The sequence below is a fragment of the Pseudomonas sp. BCA17 genome, from assembly GCF_004519405.1.
Classification (GTDB): domain Bacteria; phylum Pseudomonadota; class Gammaproteobacteria; order Pseudomonadales; family Pseudomonadaceae; genus Aquipseudomonas.
Genome location: NZ_SGWI01000001.1, coordinates 932,346 through 948,889, shown reverse-complemented (window position 1 = coordinate 948,889; position 16,544 = coordinate 932,346). Strand labels below are relative to the sequence as shown.

Below are 16,544 nucleotides of genomic sequence, written 5' to 3'. Positions count from 1 at the left end.
TCATGTCCGAATATAAGCAGCCACCGCCCGGCACCCCGAATCCTGACCGCACACCCGGTGAAGAGGAGCGCGACAACGATGCGTTGCGCCCCAACGATCCGGCGGAGCGCCAGGATGACGATGATGTGGAACGTGTCGAACAAGACCTGGAAAACCTCCACGACAAAGCCCGCCCGCTTTAAGCAAGGAGATCGCCGTGAGTAATACGCCCCAAGGCCCGCGTTCGAGCGAGCATTCCAGCGGTAAGGACGAGTTGGGTTTTGACCCGGATTCGCCCGACGTGACGGACCCGCAGGTGGATCCTGTCGGTCCGGCTATTGCACCGTTGGATAAGGAAAAGAAAGACAAGGATGGAAAGAAGCCGCCCTATGATCCGTTGGGCAACCTGAAGACTTGAACAAGGCGTTGAACGCGGTCCTCACAGCGAGGCTGTCAGACGACCAGCCTCGTCGTGTGGATCCGACAAAGAGCCTGAACATCTGATCTGCAATGACATAACAAGAAAGGCCAGCGATCTGTAAAAAGCCCCACTCTATACGGCGGGGCTTTTGCTTTTTTACTTCGGTGCGATCCATATGACGTCGGTGATCCCGAACTTCTCAGCCCAGGGCCGCGTGGTTTTCTTCACCTGCTCGTGACCTACGCGGCCAATGCGGCTGACGTGGGCTATATCGGCGTCTACCGCCGCCCAGTGCCAGGCCTCGGCGTTGTTCATCACTTCGGCGCGCACTACAAAGGACTTCGGTTGACCGTGCAGCTGATAGCGGATGGTGTAAATTTTTGCGGTACTCATGTTGCCTCCCTGTCTTGTTATAGATGGATAGGCAGGCGTCAAAAAAGGTTCATTCAAAATGACAAGTTGTTGGAAGGCGCGGCATAGTGGTGCCTTCGCCACGTGCTCAAGGATCGCGCCATGTCCCATCCCTCTGACAGCCGCCTGACTCACAGCCCGCTTTATCTGCAACGCCTGGGCTTCGACTCGCCTCCACCGCCGACCCTTGAAACCCTGCAGACCCTGCAGCTGCGTCATGTGTGCACCTTTGCCTTCGAGAACGTGTCGACCTTATTGCATAGGCCGGTGCCCATCGACCTGCCCAGCGTCGAGCAAAAACTGCTGTTCGACGGGCGCGGCGGGTATTGCTATGAATTGAACCAGATGTTCCTGGCCCTGTTGCAGGAGCTCGGCTTCGACGCACGGGGTATTACCGGCCGCGTGGTGTTGGGCGGGCCGGCGGATGCGCACACCGCACGTACCCATCGCTTGAGCCTGGTGACGCTGGATGGCGTGCGCTATATCACGGATGTCGGCTTTGGCGGCATGGTGCCCAGCAGCCCGTTGCTACTGGACACCGAGGCGCAGCAGGCCACGGCACACGAACCTTATCGCCTGACGTTCGACGGGCAGGGCAGTTACACCCTGTGGGCGCTGGTCGCCGAGGAGTGGCGCGGCTTGTATGTGTTCGACCTGCAAGTGCAGGCGGCTATCGACTACGAGATCGGCAACTGGTACGTCTCCACACACCCGGACTCGGTCTTCCGCGGCCAATTGAAAGCGGCGCGGTTGGCGCCGGGCAAGCGCTACACCCTGGCCAACGCCCACTATGCGGTGCACCGCCTGGACGGGCCCAGCGAAAAGCGCGTGATCGACAGTACGGATGAACTGCTGGCACTCCTGCACGGAACCTTTGGTATTCACCTGCCACCTGATCGCACGCTTCGTGAAACACTTGATGGCTTGATAATGGCCAATTCCGCAGACTATTGAGCTAGAGCGTTCGCTGAACCGTTTTATCTCCAAATGGGTGCAAATTAATTCGAACCTTTGGCCTCGGCCGAGGTTCGAAGCGGTTGCTGAATAATTTGCTCACCACACAAGGAGATGTAAAACGATGTCCAAGCTATTCGGAAAAATTCTCAAGGGTTCCTCGTTGTTGGCGCTGGTCGCTGCGCCTGCCGTGGTGCTCGCCGCACCGCCTACCGGGCCTATTTCCACCTTCGGCATCCTGGGCAGCTACAACGATTTCAAATTCGAAGGCGGCAGCGAAAGCGACAAGAGCCACATGCCTGAAGCCGGTTTGTTCTACAACTTCGGCAATAAGCTGACTGCCGAATCCGGATTCATCTATCAAGCCGGTATCGAAGCCAAATACGGCGAAAAGAGTGACGACAAGCTCAAGGAAGGTCAGGCTGACCTGGACCTCGGCTGGCGCGCCGCGCTTGATGCACGCAACTTCGTCGACGTGATTGTGGGCGGTGGCTACACCTGGACCCGCTATGAGCCCGACACCAACGGCTATGACGTCAAGCTCACCAACAAGTCGCCATTCGCCAAGTTGGCCCTGGGCTACAACCACCAGTTCGATGACATGACCCTGCGCGTTGAAGCCGGCGCCCGTCGTACCATCGACGGCCGCGCGAAACTCAAAGTGGATGGCGTGGGCAGCGACACTGTCGACCTCAAGGACCGCACCAACCCTTACGCCGAAGTCAGCCTGCTGATGAACCAGAATGGTAATCTGCCGGTGATGGCGGGCTTGTACTACACCCGTACCGAATACAAGCTCGACGAAGACTCCTTTACCGCCGACAACACCAAGCTCAAGCGTGATGAGTACGGGTTCAAGGTAGGTATCGTGTTCTAAGGCTGTGATTCAAGTGGCTGTGTTTACTTGAACAAAAAAACGCCCCGAAGTGATTCGGGGCGTTTTTTTTTGCGCCGTTTATCTGTTCAGCGTGGCCGGCGGCGCCGGATTTTCCGGATCGCAAAGTAGGGCAACACGTCCTGCAAGCAGCTGCGGGTGAGGGAAGTCATCCGGTCAAACGGCTAGTCGAAGTAGGGTTCCAATACATGCTCAATCCAGGCCATGAAGGCCCGAACGCGTTGCGACAGGTTGCGCCGATGCGCGACCACGAGCGATGCAGCCAGCGGCTCGGGCCGTAGATCGGGCAGGATCTCCACCAGGTCGCCGCTTTTAATATGATGTGCGAGGGCCAGGTATCCGGCCTGGATCAGTCCAATCCCCGCCAGGCCGGCAGCATGATAGGTCTGCACGTTATTCACCTGCATCGCCCCCGGCAGCGCAAGCGATGCATAGCCATCACCCTCCGGATATTCCCATCCCGCCATTCGGGCGCCGAGTGTCGGCGTGTAGTGCACCATCTGGTGGCCCTGGATAAGAAGGTCGTCGAGTGTTTGCGGCATGCCGTGCTTTGCCAGATAACCTGGGCTTGCCGCGTTCATCATGCGCAACTTGCCCAGCGGGCGGGCGATCAGCCTGTCGTCGATGATCGGCCCGAGACGGATTACGCAATCGAAGCCTTCCTGGACGAGATCGACCCGACGATCTGTGCTGGACAGTTCAAGCTGCAACTCAGGGTTCGCATTGAGCAATTGGGGCAGGGCGGGAATCACGATGGTCTTGGCCAATTCAGTCGGCATGTCGACGCGCAATTTTCCCCTCAAAGGTGCGTCGTTGTTTGCGAACATGGACTGCATGTCCCGCGCTTCAGTCAGCAGGTCACATGCGCGTGTATAGAAAGCGCGTCCGTCTTCGGTCAATTGCACGCTGCGTGTCGTTCTGTGCAGCAGGGTCGCGCCCACCTCCCGCTCCAGCCCACGAATCACCGTCGACACCCGTCCCTTCTGGATTCCCAGGCTTTCAGCGGCACGCGTGAAACTCATCATTTCTGCAACGCGGGCGAAAATCATAAGTGCCTGGAGATTTGGCATTGTTCACCCAATAGATAACAGAGCGTTCAGATTGGCGTGATTTATAGCGTATTTTGGACTCAGTAGAGTAGTGCTCAGGTTGTCCATAACTCCACCACCTGTAGGGAACCCTCATGAACGCCAATTCCATCCCTGTCCGAACAGTCATCGTTTATCACTCCGGCTATGGCCACACCACGCGCATGGCGGCGGCAGTCGCCGAAGGCGCCGGCGCCGGTGCCGTACTGGTGGCCATCGACCCAGAGGGCAATATTTCCGACGACGCCTGGCAATCCCTCGCTGACGCAGACGCAATCGTCTTCGGCTCGCCGACCTATATGGGCGGGCCTAGCTGGCAGTTCAAGAAATTCGCAGATGCTTCCTCCAAGCCCTGGTTCGAAGGCACATGGCAAAACAAGATCTTTGGCGGCTTCACCAACAGCGCGAGCATCAACGGCGACAAACTCAACACGCTCGAGTATTTTTTCCTGCTTTGCGGGCAGCACGCCGGGATATGGGTGGGCCTGGATATCAAGCCGGCGAACCTCAAGGCATCGAAACGCGATGACCCGAATCGCATGGGTTCCTATATCGCACCCATGGCGCAAACGCCTGCCGATGCGTCTCCTGAAGAGATGTCGCCGGGGGATCTGGAGACTGCTCGTCTGTACGGTGTGCGCGTCGCAACGATTGCCGGGCAGTTCCGCTCAGGCAAATCTCAGTCCATCTGAGATCCATCCGCACCCCTGATCAGGGCGCAGCCAACCGGTTGATCACCCGAGTTTTCTCTCCCAGTAACGCAAAACGGCGCCCGAAGGCGCCGTTTTGTTGACTGCATGTCGCTAAGCGATCAAACGCCCAACACCGCGTGCTGCACCAGGGTGAGCAACGGTTGTGGGTACACGCCCAGGAAGAACGCGAGCAGGGCGATGGCCAGCAGCATTACACCACCGGCTTTCTGTTCCCAGTGCAGCTCGGCGTCCACACGACGCAGGTTTGGCTCGATCAGGTACAGGGTGACCATCACGCGCAGGTAGTAGAACACGCCGATGGCGCTGCCCAGTACGAGCGATGCAACCAACCACCATTCGTGAGCTTCAACGCCGGTGGCGACGATGTAGAACTTGCCGATAAAGCCCGCAGTCAGCGGAATGCCGGCCAGGGACAGCATCATCACGGTCAGCACGGCGGTCAGGTACGGACGGCGCCAGAACAGGCCGCGGTATTCGTACAGGGCGTCGGCGTCACGGCCTTTGAACGGCGAGGACATCAGGGTGATCACGCCGAATGCGCCGAGGCTGGTGATCACGTAGGTGACCAGGTACACACCCATGGCTTCCACGGCCAGGCCTTTGCTCGCCACCAGGGCGATCAGCAGGTAGCCGAAGTGGGCGATGGACGAGTAACCCAGCAGACGCTTGAGGTTGTTCTGGGTCAGTGCCAGCAGGTTACCGAACAGGATCGACGCGATGGCGATCACGGTCAGTACGGTGCTCAGCACGCCGGTGTTGGCGGCAGGCGAGATCTGGAACAGACGCACCATCACCGCAAACACCGCCACTTTCGACGCTGTAGCCAGGAACGCGGCCACCGGCGCCGGGGCGCCTTCGTACACGTCCGGGGTCCACAGGTGGAACGGTACCAGCGACAGCTTGAACGCCAGGCCGATCAGCATCATCGCCAGGCCCAGTTGGGCAATCGGCGCAGGCATGCTGGTGGTGGCCAGGGCGTGGCCGATCCCGGTGAAGCTCAGGCTGCCGGCTTCGGCGTAGAGCAGGGCCATACCGAACAACAGGAACGCGGAACCGGCCGCCGACAGCACCATGTACTTGATGCCGGCTTCCAGGGAGCGCTTGTTGAAGAAGGCGTACGCCACCAGGCCGTAGGTCGGGATCGACAGCAGTTCCAGGCCGATGAACAGGCCGGCCAGGTGCTGTGCGCTGACCAGCACGATACCGCCGGCCGCAGCCAGCAGGATCAGCAGGTACAGCTCTTCCTTGTTGCCCGGGTAGCCGGTGCCGCCTTCGCCGAGGTAGGCGTGGGCGAGGGTGACACAGGCCAGGGTCGCGACGAGGATCAACGCGATGTACAGCAGCGCGAAGTCATCGACCATCATCAACGGCGTGACCGCCAGTGGCGCGACCTTGAGGGCCGGAATGATCGACAGCAAGGCCAGGTTCAGACCGGCACAGGACAGCAGGAACGTTTGCGAGTGATTGCGGCGCCAGGCGATCGCCAGCATCACCACCACGATGGTGAGGCTGGTGATCAGCAGCGGCGCAAGCGCGATAAAGTGTTGGATCGTGAATTCCATAGCGCTCTTACCGGGCCGAAGCGAGTTGAGAGAAGGCGGTGCCGAACCACTGCTGCACGCCATGCATCGTCGCGGCAGAAGTGTCCAGGAACGGTTGCGGGTACACGCCGATGTAGATCAGCAGGACCGCAAGGCCGAGCACCATGATCAGTTCGCGAGCATCCATCCCTTGCAGGACGGTGTCGGACTTGGCCGGGCCGAAGTAGGCGCGGTGGATCATGATCAGCGAGTAGACCGAGCCGAATACCAGGCCGGATGTCGCGATGGCGCTGATCCACGGTGTCTGCACGAACGAGCCCATCAGGATCAGGAACTCGCCGATGAAGTTACCGGTGCCCGGCAAGCCCAGGGACGCGGCGGCGAAGAACAGGCTGATCGCCGGCAGGTAAGCGATGCGCGACCACACGCCACCCATTTCACGCATGTCACGGGTGTGCAGGCGCTCGTACAGCTGACCACTCAGGATAAAGAGGGCAGCGGCCGAGACACCGTGGGCCAACATCTGGATCACCGCGCCTTGCAACGCCAGCTGGCTGCCGGAGTAGATGCCGATCAGTACGAAACCCATGTGGGAAACGGACGAGAAGGCAATCAGACGCTTGATGTCGGTTTGCGCGAACGCCAGGAATGCACCGTAGAAGATCCCGATCAGACCCAGGGTCATGGCGATCGGCGCGAACTCGGCCGAGGCATTCGGGAACAGCGGCAGGGCGAAACGCAGCAGGCCGTAGGCCGCCGTCTTCAGCAGGATACCGGCCAGGTCCACGGAACCGGCAGTCGGTGCCTGGGCGTGAGCGTCAGGCAGCCAGGAGTGGAACGGCACCACCGGCAGCTTCACCGCGAACGCGATAAAGAAACCCAGCATCAGGATGTACTCGGTGGTCAGGGACATCTTGGTTTTCAACAGGTCGGCGTAGTTGAAGGTAATCACGCCGGTGTTGTTGAAGTTGACCAGTACCAGGCCCAGGATCGCCACCAACATGATCAGGCCGGAAGCCTGGGTGAAGATGAAGAACTTGGTCGCCGCGTAGATCCGGGTTTTCTTGCCGTCCGAAGAACTGTGACCCCAGAGCGCGATGAGGAAGTACATCGGCACCAGCATCATTTCCCAGAAGAAGAAGAACATGAACAGGTCCAGCGCCAGGAACACGCCGACAACGCCGCCCAGAATCCACATCAGGTTCAGGTGGAAGAAGCCCACGTGACGCTGAATTTCTTTCCAGGAGCAGAGTACCGAGAGGATACCCAGCAGGCCGGTCAGCAGGATCATCAACAGCGACAGGCCGTCGAGGGCCAGGTGCACGTTGATGCCGAAGCGCTGGATCCATACGTGCTTGAACTCAAGCGCGAAGGTTGGATCGACACCCGGTGCCGGAGCGAATGAATAGTCACCATGGGCCCACAGCCAGAGGCCGAGTGCGAGTTCCAGGGACATGGTCAGCAACGCAATCCAGCGGGGGAGGGTGGCGCCGAAGCGTTCACCCATCCAGCAGAGCAGGCCGCCGATAAAGGGGATCAGGATTAGCCAGGGCAGAATCATGACGGGCTCGTTTCCTTTCGCAAGTTCGCAAAGTTCATATCAGACCGCTACCACAACGATGGCGCCGATCACCAACACGGCGCCGGCCGCCATGGAAGCTGCATACCAACGCAATTGGCCAGTCTCGCTGCGGCTCAGGGCGGTGTGACCGGCCTTGGCGGCGCGCGGGATCAAACCAATGGTCTGGTCGAGCGGGTCTTTGCGCAGTACATGGCTGATCGCAAGGTAAGGCTTGACGAACAGTTTGTCGTAGATCCAGTCGAAGCCCCAGGCAGCGAACCACCAGGCCGAGAGGAAGCGACCGATGCCACTGTTGGCAACGGCAGTGACGAAGCGACGCTTGCCGAGGAACAGCAGGGCCGCCAGCAGGATACCGGCAATGGCGATGGCACCCGAGACGATTTCCAGGCTGTGCTGGGCTTCGCCGCCGGCATGCCCGACGCTTTGTGGCAGTACGCCGTGCAGTGGTGGAGTGATCATGGCGCCGACGAAGGTCGACAGCACGATCAGTACCGACAATGGCAACCAGTGCGAGATACCGTGGCCTGCATGGGCTTCGGTCTTGGCTTCACCGTGGAAGGTGATGAAGATCAGGCGGAAGGTGTACAGCGAGGTCATGAACGCACCTACCAGGCCTGCGTACAGCAGGTTCTGGTTACCGCTGGCAAAGGCTTCCCAGAGGATTTCGTCCTTCGAGTAGAAACCGGCGGTCACCAACGGCAGGGCGGCCAGGGCGGCGCCACCGACGATGAAGCTGGCGTACGCCAGCGGCAGTTTCTTCCAGAGGCCGCCCATCTTGAAGATGTTCTGCTCGTGGTGGCAGGCGACGATCACCGCACCGGAAGCGAGGAACAGCAGGGCCTTGAAGAAGGCGTGGGTCATCAGGTGGAAGATCGCCGCGTCCCAGGCGCCCACGCCCAGGGCCAGGAACATGTAGCCGATCTGGCTCATGGTCGAGTAGGCGAGGATACGCTTGATGTCGGTCTGCACCAGCGCGGCGAAGCCGGCCAGCACCAGGGTCACGCCGCCGACCAGGCCCACAAGGTGCAGGATTTCCGGTGCCAGGGTGAACAGGCCGTGGGTACGGGCAATCAGGTAGACACCGGCGGTTACCATGGTGGCGGCGTGGATCAGTGCCGAAACCGGGGTAGGGCCGGCCATCGCATCCGCCAACCAGGTCTGCAGCGGCAGTTGCGCGGATTTACCCACGGCACCGCCCAGCAGCATCAGGGTCGCCAGGGTGATCCAGAAGTCGCCGACCTGGAATTTCTGCGGTGCCAGCACCAGCAGTTCCTGGATGTTCAGCGTGCCCACCTGTTGGAACAGGATGAACAGGCCGATGGCCATGAACACGTCGCCGATACGGGTGACGATAAAGGCCTTGAGTGCCGCGTTACCGTTGTTGCGGTTGCTGTAGTAGAAACCGATCAACAGGTACGAGCACAGGCCCACGCCTTCCCAGCCGAAGTACAGGAACAACAGGTTATCGCCCAGCACCAGGAACAGCATGCTGGCGATAAACAGGTTGGTGTACGAGAAGAAGCGCGAGTAGCCCGCTTCACCGCGCATGTACCAGGATGCGAACAGGTGGATCAGGAAGCCCACGCCCACCACCACGCCGAGCATGGTGATCGACAGGCCGTCGACATAGAGGGCGAAGTTGGGCTTGAAGCCTTCCACCGACATCCACTGCCACAGCACCAGGGTGTAGTGACCGCCTTCCGGCGGGGCCACGTTGAATTGCCAGATGACGTAGGCGGCAACGATTGCCGACAGGCCAATGGACCCCACGCCCACCAGGGCCGAGAGGTTTTCCGACCAGCGTCCACGGGAGAACGACAGCAGCAGGAAACCGATCAGGGGGAATACGAAAGTCAGAAAGATCATGTTCATCCGCGCATCTCACTGGCAGCGTCGATATCAAGCGTGTGGAAGCGACGATACAGTTGCAGCAGGATCGCCAGGCCGATACTGGCCTCGGCGGCTGCCAGGCTGATCACCAGGATGAACATGACTTGTCCATCCGGCTGGCCCCAACGTGCACCCGCGACGATGAAGGCCAGTGCCGCGGCGTTCATCATGATTTCCAGGCTCATCAACACGAACAGAATGTTACGGCGGACCATCAGGCCGACCAGGCCAAGGCAGAACAGGATGCCGGCGACCGCCAGACCATGCTCCAAGGGGATAGCAGGCATCGTCATTGCTCCTTGGCTTCGTTGCGGCCCAAGTGGTAGGCGGTGACGGCTGCGGCGAGCAGCAGCATCGACGCCAGTTCGACCACCAGCAGGTACGGGCCGAACAGGCTGACGCCCACGGCTTTTGCATCCACGGTGGTGTGGCCGATGGCCTGGCCGCTCTGGTGAGCGAACAGCACATACAGCAGTTCACCCAGCAGCAGGGCGGCGAGGATGACCGGGCCGAGCCAGATGCCGGGTTTGAGCCAGACGCGCTCCTGGGCGACCGAAGCCGGCCCCAGGTTGAGCATCATCACCACAAACACGAACAGCACCATGATGGCACCGGCGTAGGCAATCACTTCCAGGACACCGGCGAACGGTGCGCCGAGGCTGAAGAAGGTCATGGCCACGGCGATCAGCGAAATGATCAGGTAGAGCAGGGCGTGCACAGGGTTGGTGTTGGTGATCACGCGAAGCGTGGACACAACCGCGATACCCGATGCGAAATAGAAAGCGAATTCCATCTTTCTTCCTTAAGGCAGCAAGCTCTTCACGTTGATCGGCTCGGCTTCGTTTTGGGCGGCGCCTTTCGGCTTACCGGCAACGGCCATACCTGCAACACGATAGAAGTTGTAATCAGGGTTTTTACCGGGACCGGAGATCAACAGATCTTCTTTCTCGTACACCAGGTCCTGACGTTTGAACTCGGCCATCTCGAAATCCGGTGTGAGCTGGATCGCGGTGGTCGGGCAAGCTTCCTCGCAGAGGCCGCAGAAAATGCAACGCGAGAAGTTGATGCGGAAGAAGTCCGGGTACCAGCGACCGTCTTCGGTTTCAGCTTTCTGCAGGGAGATGCAACCCACCGGGCACGCCACGGCGCACAGGTTGCAGGCTACGCAACGCTCTTCGCCGTCGGGGTCGCGGGTCAGTACGATGCGGCCGCGATAGCGTGGCGGCAGGTACACCGCCTCTTCCGGGTATTGCAGGGTGTCGCGCTTGCGAAAGCCGTGACCGAACACCATCACCAGGCTTCGCAACTGGGTACCGGTACCCTTAACGATGTCGCCAATATATTTGAACATGGGTCAAATCCTCACTGAACCGCGCCGGCTGGCGTGTTCAACAACACAACGGCAGCCGTCACCAGCAAATTGATCAGGGTCAGCGGCAGGCAGAAGCGCCAGCTGAAATCCATCACCTGGTCATAGCGTGGACGCGGAATGGAAGCGCGCAGCAGGATGAACAACATGATGAAGAACGCCGTCTTCAAGAAAAACCAGAAGAACGCCAGTTGCGGCAGGATGTTGAAAGGACCGTGCCAGCCGCCGAAGAACAGCGTGACCAGCAGGGCCGAGATCAAGATGATGCCGATGTACTCGCCAACGAAGAACATGCCCCATTTCATGCCGGCGTATTCAATGTGGTAACCGTCGGCCAGTTCCTGTTCCGCTTCCGGCTGGTCGAATGGGTGACGGTGAGTCACGGCAACGCCGGCGATGAAGAAGGTACAGAAGCCGAAGAACTGCGGAATGATGAACCACAGGTTCTGCGCCTGGTACTCGACGATGTCACGCATGTTGAACGAGCCGACCTGCACCACGATGCCCATCAGCGCGAGGCCCATGAACACTTCGTAGGACACGGTCTGGGCCGAAGCCCGCAGGCTGCCCAGCAGGGCGAACTTGTTGTTGCTCGACCAACCGGCGAACAGCACCGCGTAGACCGACAGGCCGGCCATGGCGAAGAAGAACAGCAAGCCGATGTTCAGGTCCGCCACGCCCCAGGTCGGGGTGATCGGGATGATCGCGAAGGCGATCAGCAAGGCGCTCATGGCCACGACCGGTGCCAGGGTGAAAATCACCTTGTCGGCAAACGGCGGGGTCCAGTCTTCCTTGAAGAACATTTTCAGCATGTCGGCAGCGATCTGGAACATGCCGAACGGGCCAACGCGGTTCGGACCGTAACGGTCTTGCCACCAGCCCAGCAGGCGACGTTCGACGAAGCTGAGCAGGGCGCCCGCCACGACCACGGCCAACAGGATTACGATGGCCTTGACGACCGCGATGATCACATCGATCACTTCAGGAGTGAACCAAGTCATTGCGCTGCCTCCTGCAGACCATCAACGGTTTTGCCAAAGATTGCCGCTGGAATGCCGGCGAGACCTTTTGGCAGTGCAACCAGGCCAGCACCCAACTCATCATTGATGCGCAGCGGCAGACGTAGGGTCTGGCCGGCCACGTTCAGGCTGAGCAGGGCACCGTCGTTGACGCCCAGGCGATCGGCTTCGGACTTGGCCACGGATACGTAGGCGGCTGGAATGCGCTCTTGAACCGGAGCGGCTTTGGAAGAGTTCTCTTCGCTGCCGAACAGGTGGAAGAACGGTACAACCTGCCAGGTGCCCTGGGCCGGGTTGAACGGGCGCGGTACCGCAGTGAACCAGTTCAGCGAATCACCTGCGCTTTCGATCAGGCGGGTGCCCGGGTCGCCGGCGCGGATATGCCCACCGACTTCATCCTGGAACTTGTTCCAGGCCTGCGGCGAGTTCCAGCCCGGAGACCAGGCGAACGGCACTTGCTGACGTGGCTCGGCAGAGCCCGAGTAACCTTCCATGGAGAAGTTGAACGCGGTGTCCGGGTCTTGCGGGGTACGCGGTTCGTGCACGCTGATGTTGGCGCGCATGGCGGTACGACCGGAGTAACGCAGCGGTTCGCGAGCCAGTTTCAAGCCCTTGATGCGGAACGCGGCGGACGGCGCAGCGTCGACGATACGTGCCAGCTGCGGCGCGCTCGCGGCGGTCGCGGCGGTGACGTGATCGAGCTGGGTCCAGTCGATCGGCTGGTTCAGCAAGGTGGCGCGCAGGGCATGCAGCCAGCGCCAGCCTTCGTGAACCAGGATGCTGGCGTCCATGTACTTTGGATCGAACACCTGGAAGAAGCGCTGGGCGCGGCCTTCCTGGCTGACCAGGGTACCGTCGCCTTCGGCGAACGTGGCGGCCGGCAGCACCAGGTCGGCACGGTCGCTGGTAGCGGTCTTCTGGTGGTCGGCAACGATCAGCACTTTTGCCGCATTCAGCGCAGCTTCAACCTTGGCGGCATCGGTGCGGGTGAACAGGTCGTTCTCCAGCACCACGATGGCATCGGCGTTGCCGTCGATGACAGCCTGCAGACCGGCGTCCACGGACTCGCCACCGAGCATGGCCAGGCCAAGGCTGTTGGCTTCCGGCACGACCAGGCTGATGGAGCCGTTCTTGTCACGCAGCTTCAGGGCCTTGGCAATGTTGGCGGCGGCTTCGATCAGTGCCTTGGAACCCAGTGAGGTACCGGCAATGATCAATGGGCGCTTGGCCGCCAGCAGGGCGTCGGCGATACGCTGAGCCAATTCGACGGCTTCGCTGTCCAGGCCTTCGACGGCAGGCGCGCTGGCATCCAGGGCGTGAGCCACGGCAAAACCGATGCGGGCCAGGTCGTCCGGTGCTGCGTGGACGCATTCTTCGGCGATGTCGTCGAGCTTGGTTTCAGCCAGGCTGGCGATAAACAGCGGGTTCAGCGCGTGCTGGCCGATATTTTTCACCGCGGCGTCGAGCCAAGGCTGCACGCGCATGGCGTCGGCCATTGCTTCGGCCTTGCCCTTGACCGACTGGCGCAGGGACAGCGCGATACGCGCAGCAGTCTGGGTCAGGTCTTCACCGAGGACGAAAATCGCGTCGTGGTCTTCGATGTCGCGCATGTTCGGCACCGGCAGCGGGCTGTCGTTCAGCACCTGCAGGACCAGACGGATGCGCTCCAGTTCACCGGCTTCGATACCGGAGTAGAAGTGCTCGGCGCCGACCAGCTCGCGCAACGCGTAGTTGCTTTCGAGGCTGGCGCGGGGCGAACCGATACCGACGATGTTGCGACCGCGCAGCAGGTCGGCGGCTTTATCCAGCGCCTCGTCCAGGCTCAGCTTGGCGCCGCCGGCCAACAGTGGCTGGCGCGGACGGTCTTCGCGGTTGACGTAGCCGTAGCCGAAACGGCCACGGTCGCACAGGAAGTACTGGTTGACCGAACCGTTGAAGCGGTTTTCGATGCGACGCAGTTCGCCGTAGCGCTCGCCCGGGGAGATGTTGCAACCGCTGGAGCAGCCATGGCAGATGCTCGGTGCGAACTGCATGTCCCACTTACGGTTGTAGCGCTCGGAGTGGGTCTTGTCGGTGAACACACCGGTCGGGCAGACCTCGGTGAGGTTGCCGGAGAATTCGCTCTCGAGCACGCCGTCTTCAACGCGACCGAAGTACACGTTGTCGTGGGCGCCGAATACGCCCAGGTCGGTGCCGCCGGCGTAGTCTTTATAGAAGCGCACGCAGCGGTAGCAGGCGATGCAGCGGTTCATTTCGTGGGAAATGAACGGACCGAGGTCCTGGTTCTGGTGGGTACGCTTGGTGAAGCGATAGCGGCGCTCGTTGTGGCCGGTCATCACCGTCATGTCTTGCAGGTGGCAGTGACCGCCTTCCTCACAGACCGGGCAGTCGTGGGGGTGGTTGGTCATCAGCCATTCGACGACGCTGGCGCGGAACGCCTTGGATTCTTCATCGTCGATGGAGATCCAGGTGTTGTCGGTGGCTGGGGTCATGCAGGACATGACGATACGACCACGGGTGTCGTTTTCGTCGGTGTACTGCTTGACCGCACACTGGCGACAGGCACCGACGCTACCAAGTGCGGGGTGCCAGCAGAAATACGGGATATCGAGACCGAGTGACAGACAGGCCTGTAACAGGTTGTCCGCCCCATCGACTTCGAGCGCTTTGCCGTCTACGTGGATAGTGGCCATGGTTCAAAGTTCTTCGTTGGCCCGTTGTCAGCGGGCGTGGCTAATGGAATCTTGTTATTCATGTGCATCTACACAGCCATCAAGGCGTCAGCACATGAGAAAGCGAAGGGCACGGACCCTTCGCTTCTTTGAAGCGTTACGCGCCGACCATGGTCGGTGATACCACCTGAGTGAGCTCGCCCGCGCGGGTTGGCGCGATGCCGGCCTCGAATTCAGGGCGGAAGTATTTGATTGCGCTGCCCAATGGCTCCACGGCGCCCGGTGCGTGAGCACAGAAGGTCTTGCCAGGGCCGAGGAAACCGACCAGACCCAGCAGAGTCTCGATGTCTCCCTCGCGGCCTTCGCCTTTTTCCAGGGCCATCAGCAGCTTGACGCTCCACGGCAGACCATCGCGGCATGGGGTGCAGAAGCCGCAGGATTCACGGGCAAAGAACTGCTCCATGTTGCGCAGCAGCGAGACCATGTTCACGGTGTTGTCCACCGCCATCGCCAGGCCGGTGCCCATCCGGGTACCTACCTTGCCGATGCCGCCGGCATACATCTGTGCGTCCAGGTGCTCGGGCAGCAGGAAGCCGGTGCCGGCACCGCCTGGCTGCCAGGCCTTGAGGGTGTAGCCGTCGCGCATGCCGCCGGCGTAGTCCTCGAACAGCTCGCGCGCGGTCACGCCAAATGGCAGTTCCCACAGGCCAGGGTTCTTGACCTTGCCGGAGAAGCCCATGAGCTTGGTGCCCATGTCTTCGCTGCCTTCGCGGGCCAGGGATTTGTACCAGTCCACACCGTCGGCGATGATCGCCGGCACGTTGCACAGGGTCTCTACGTTGTTCACGCAAGTCGGCTTGCCCCACACGCCAACGGCGGCAGGGAAGGGCGGCTTGGAGCGTGGGTTGGCGCGGCGGCCTTCGAGGGAGTTGATCAGTGCGGTTTCTTCACCGCAGATATAACGCCCGGCGCCGGTGTGCACGAACAGTTCGAAGTCAAAACCGGAACCGAGGATGTTCTTGCCCAGCAGGCCGGCAGCCTTGGCTTCTTCCACGGCACGGTTGAGGTGCTTGGCGGCGGTGGTGTACTCGCCACGCAGGAAGATGTAGCCACGGTAGGTTTTCAATGCGCGGGCGCTGATCAGCATGCCCTCGATCAGCAGATGGGGCAGTTGCTCCATCAGCATGCGGTCTTTCCAGGTGTTCGGTTCCATCTCATCCGCGTTGCACAGCAGGTAACGGATGTTGATGGACTCGTCCTTGGGCATCAGCCCCCACTTCACGCCCGTGGGGAAGCCTGCACCGCCGCGGCCTTTGAGGCCGGCGTCTTTCACGGTCTGGACGATATCGTCCTGGGCCATGTCGGCGAAGGCTTTGCGCGCGGCGGCGTAGCCGTTCTTGGCCTGGTACTCGTCGAACCATACCGGCTCGGCATCGTCACGCAGGCGCCAGGTCAGCGGGTGAGTCTCGGGCGAACGCTTGATCAGGTTGGCCGGGCCGAAAGATGTAAGGGTCATGGGTAGCCCTCAAGCAATTGGGTCACGCCAGCGGGCTGCACGTCACCGAATGTGTCGTCGTCGATCATCAACGCCGGCGCCTTGTCGCAGTTGCCCAGGCAGCACACCGGCAGCAGCGTGAAGCGGCCGTCCGGAGTGGTCTGGCCCAGGCCGATGCCCAGCTTGTTCTGGATCTCGCTGACCACGGATTCGTGGCCACCGATGTAGCAGACCATGCTGTCGCATACGCGGATGATGTGGCGGCCCACCGGCTGGCGGAAGATCTGGCTGTAGAACGTGGCCACGCCTTCGACGTCGCTGGCAGGAATGCCGAGGATTTCGCCGATGGCGTACAGTGCGCCGTCCGGCACCCAGCCGCGTTCCTTCTGGACGATCTTCAAGGCTTCGATCGACGCCGCGCGCGGGTCTTCGTAGTGATGCAGCTCGTGCTCGATGGCCGAGCGCTCGGTTTCACTCAAGGTGAAACGGTCTGTCTGGATAAGCGTGCTGTTCAT

At 60.9% G+C, this 16,544-nt stretch carries 17 protein-coding genes; 5 read left to right on the top strand and 12 right to left on the bottom strand.

Features of this window, described 5'->3' with window-relative positions:
• Positions 1–2 precede the first annotated feature (2 nt).
• Positions 3–182, top strand: a complete 180-nt coding sequence (locus EXW71_RS04180) for a hypothetical protein (protein WP_123717802.1) — start codon at positions 3–5, stop codon at positions 180–182.
• Between the two features lie 14 nt (positions 183–196).
• On the top strand, positions 197–397 hold the full coding sequence (locus EXW71_RS04175; protein WP_123717801.1) for a DUF6021 family protein: 201 nt from the start codon (positions 197–199) through the stop codon (positions 395–397).
• 159 nt (positions 398–556) lie between these two features.
• Here the strand turns inward: EXW71_RS04175 and EXW71_RS04170 are convergent, their stop codons facing one another.
• A complete protein-coding gene (locus tag EXW71_RS04170) occupies positions 557–793 on the bottom strand; it encodes a DUF6555 family protein (protein ID WP_134657678.1) in 237 nt (78 codons plus the stop codon).
• A gap of 120 nt (positions 794–913) precedes the next feature.
• Between EXW71_RS04170 and EXW71_RS04165 the strand changes: the two genes are divergently transcribed.
• Together EXW71_RS04165 and EXW71_RS04160 are read left to right on the top strand one after the other, a co-directional pair.
• Entirely contained in the window at positions 914–1,765 is an 852-nt protein-coding gene (locus tag EXW71_RS04165) for an arylamine N-acetyltransferase (protein ID WP_134657677.1), read from the top strand.
• A gap of 124 nt (positions 1,766–1,889) precedes the next feature.
• Positions 1,890–2,642 carry an outer membrane beta-barrel protein gene (locus EXW71_RS04160; protein WP_134657676.1) on the top strand — a complete coding sequence of 251 codons (753 nt, stop codon included), beginning with the start codon at positions 1,890–1,892 and terminating at the stop codon, positions 2,640–2,642.
• 182 nt (positions 2,643–2,824) lie between these two features.
• Here EXW71_RS04160 and EXW71_RS04155 read toward each other — a convergent pair whose 3' ends face one another.
• Positions 2,825–3,709: a LysR family transcriptional regulator gene (locus EXW71_RS04155; protein WP_256657074.1), complete on the bottom strand. Its 885-nt coding sequence runs from the start codon at positions 3,707–3,709 to the stop codon at positions 2,825–2,827.
• 134 nt (positions 3,710–3,843) lie between these two features.
• Between EXW71_RS04155 and EXW71_RS04150 the strand changes: the two genes are divergently transcribed.
• A complete protein-coding gene (locus tag EXW71_RS04150; RefSeq protein WP_123717796.1) occupies positions 3,844–4,440 on the top strand; it encodes a flavodoxin family protein in 597 nt (198 codons plus the stop codon).
• A 119-nt stretch (positions 4,441–4,559) separates the two neighbouring features.
• On the opposite strand, the gene nuoN is transcribed toward EXW71_RS04150, so the two are convergent.
• The 10 genes from nuoN to nuoE form a co-directional block, all read right to left on the bottom strand.
• Complete coding sequence (gene nuoN / locus EXW71_RS04145; RefSeq protein WP_123717795.1) at positions 4,560–6,023, bottom strand: NADH-quinone oxidoreductase subunit NuoN; 1,464 nt, start codon at positions 6,021–6,023, stop codon at positions 4,560–4,562.
• A gap of 7 nt (positions 6,024–6,030) precedes the next feature.
• Positions 6,031–7,563 (bottom strand): NADH-quinone oxidoreductase subunit M, encoded by a 1,533-nt coding sequence (gene nuoM, locus EXW71_RS04140; protein WP_016974046.1) that lies wholly within the window; start codon positions 7,561–7,563, stop codon positions 6,031–6,033.
• A 39-nt stretch (positions 7,564–7,602) separates the two neighbouring features.
• The gene (gene nuoL / locus EXW71_RS04135; protein WP_123717794.1) at positions 7,603–9,456 is read right to left on the bottom strand and encodes an NADH-quinone oxidoreductase subunit L; all 1,854 of its coding nucleotides are present in this window, start codon (positions 9,454–9,456) and stop codon (positions 7,603–7,605) included.
• Positions 9,453–9,761 carry an NADH-quinone oxidoreductase subunit NuoK gene (gene nuoK, locus EXW71_RS04130; protein WP_003174727.1) on the bottom strand — a complete coding sequence of 103 codons (309 nt, stop codon included), beginning with the start codon at positions 9,759–9,761 and terminating at the stop codon, positions 9,453–9,455. The genes nuoL and nuoK overlap by 4 nt, the downstream gene beginning before the upstream one ends.
• 2 nt (positions 9,762–9,763) lie before the next feature.
• On the bottom strand, positions 9,764–10,267 hold the full coding sequence (gene nuoJ / locus EXW71_RS04125) for an NADH-quinone oxidoreductase subunit J (protein WP_134657674.1): 504 nt from the start codon (positions 10,265–10,267) through the stop codon (positions 9,764–9,766).
• A gap of 9 nt (positions 10,268–10,276) precedes the next feature.
• Entirely contained in the window at positions 10,277–10,825 is a 549-nt protein-coding gene (gene nuoI, locus EXW71_RS04120) for an NADH-quinone oxidoreductase subunit NuoI (RefSeq protein WP_003174725.1), read from the bottom strand.
• Between the two features lie 11 nt (positions 10,826–10,836).
• Positions 10,837–11,844 carry an NADH-quinone oxidoreductase subunit NuoH gene (nuoH, locus tag EXW71_RS04115; protein WP_123717792.1) on the bottom strand — a complete coding sequence of 336 codons (1,008 nt, stop codon included), beginning with the start codon at positions 11,842–11,844 and terminating at the stop codon, positions 10,837–10,839.
• A complete protein-coding gene (nuoG, locus tag EXW71_RS04110; RefSeq protein WP_134657673.1) occupies positions 11,841–14,555 on the bottom strand; it encodes an NADH-quinone oxidoreductase subunit NuoG in 2,715 nt (904 codons plus the stop codon). The genes nuoH and nuoG overlap by 4 nt, the downstream gene beginning before the upstream one ends.
• A 136-nt stretch (positions 14,556–14,691) precedes the next feature.
• A complete protein-coding gene (gene nuoF, locus EXW71_RS04105; protein WP_123717790.1) occupies positions 14,692–16,050 on the bottom strand; it encodes an NADH-quinone oxidoreductase subunit NuoF in 1,359 nt (452 codons plus the stop codon).
• A complete protein-coding gene (gene nuoE / locus EXW71_RS04100) occupies positions 16,047–16,544 on the bottom strand; it encodes an NADH-quinone oxidoreductase subunit NuoE (protein WP_003174721.1) in 498 nt (165 codons plus the stop codon). The genes nuoF and nuoE overlap by 4 nt, the downstream gene beginning before the upstream one ends.

Bases quoted from the DNA above. Each gene is read 5' to 3' on its own strand.
- EXW71_RS04180 (WP_123717802.1), top strand. From the start codon at position 3: ATGTCCGAATATAAGCAGCCACCGCCCGGCACCCCGAATCCTGACCGC.
- EXW71_RS04170 (WP_134657678.1), bottom strand. From the start codon at position 793: ATGAGTACCGCAAAAATTTACACCATCCGCTATCAGCTGCACGGTCAA.
- EXW71_RS04165 (WP_134657677.1), top strand. From the start codon at position 914: ATGTCCCATCCCTCTGACAGCCGCCTGACTCACAGCCCGCTTTATCTG.
- EXW71_RS04160 (WP_134657676.1), top strand. From the start codon at position 1,890: ATGTCCAAGCTATTCGGAAAAATTCTCAAGGGTTCCTCGTTGTTGGCG.
- EXW71_RS04155 (WP_256657074.1), bottom strand. From the start codon at position 3,709: ATGATTTTCGCCCGCGTTGCAGAAATGATGAGTTTCACGCGTGCCGCT.
- EXW71_RS04150 (WP_123717796.1), top strand. From the start codon at position 3,844: ATGAACGCCAATTCCATCCCTGTCCGAACAGTCATCGTTTATCACTCC.
- nuoN (WP_123717795.1), bottom strand. From the start codon at position 6,023: ATGGAATTCACGATCCAACACTTTATCGCGCTTGCGCCGCTGCTGATC.
- nuoM (WP_016974046.1), bottom strand. From the start codon at position 7,563: ATGATTCTGCCCTGGCTAATCCTGATCCCCTTTATCGGCGGCCTGCTC.
- nuoL (WP_123717794.1), bottom strand. From the start codon at position 9,456: ATGAACATGATCTTTCTGACTTTCGTATTCCCCCTGATCGGTTTCCTG.
- nuoK (WP_003174727.1), bottom strand. From the start codon at position 9,761: ATGCCTGCTATCCCCTTGGAGCATGGTCTGGCGGTCGCCGGCATCCTG.
- nuoJ (WP_134657674.1), bottom strand. From the start codon at position 10,267: ATGGAATTCGCTTTCTATTTCGCATCGGGTATCGCGGTTGTGTCCACG.
- nuoI (WP_003174725.1), bottom strand. From the start codon at position 10,825: ATGTTCAAATATATTGGCGACATCGTTAAGGGTACCGGTACCCAGTTG.
- nuoH (WP_123717792.1), bottom strand. From the start codon at position 11,844: ATGACTTGGTTCACTCCTGAAGTGATCGATGTGATCATCGCGGTCGTC.
- nuoG (WP_134657673.1), bottom strand. From the start codon at position 14,555: ATGGCCACTATCCACGTAGACGGCAAAGCGCTCGAAGTCGATGGGGCG.
- nuoF (WP_123717790.1), bottom strand. From the start codon at position 16,050: ATGACCCTTACATCTTTCGGCCCGGCCAACCTGATCAAGCGTTCGCCC.
- nuoE (WP_003174721.1), bottom strand. From the start codon at position 16,544: ATGAACAGCACGCTTATCCAGACAGACCGTTTCACCTTGAGTGAAACC.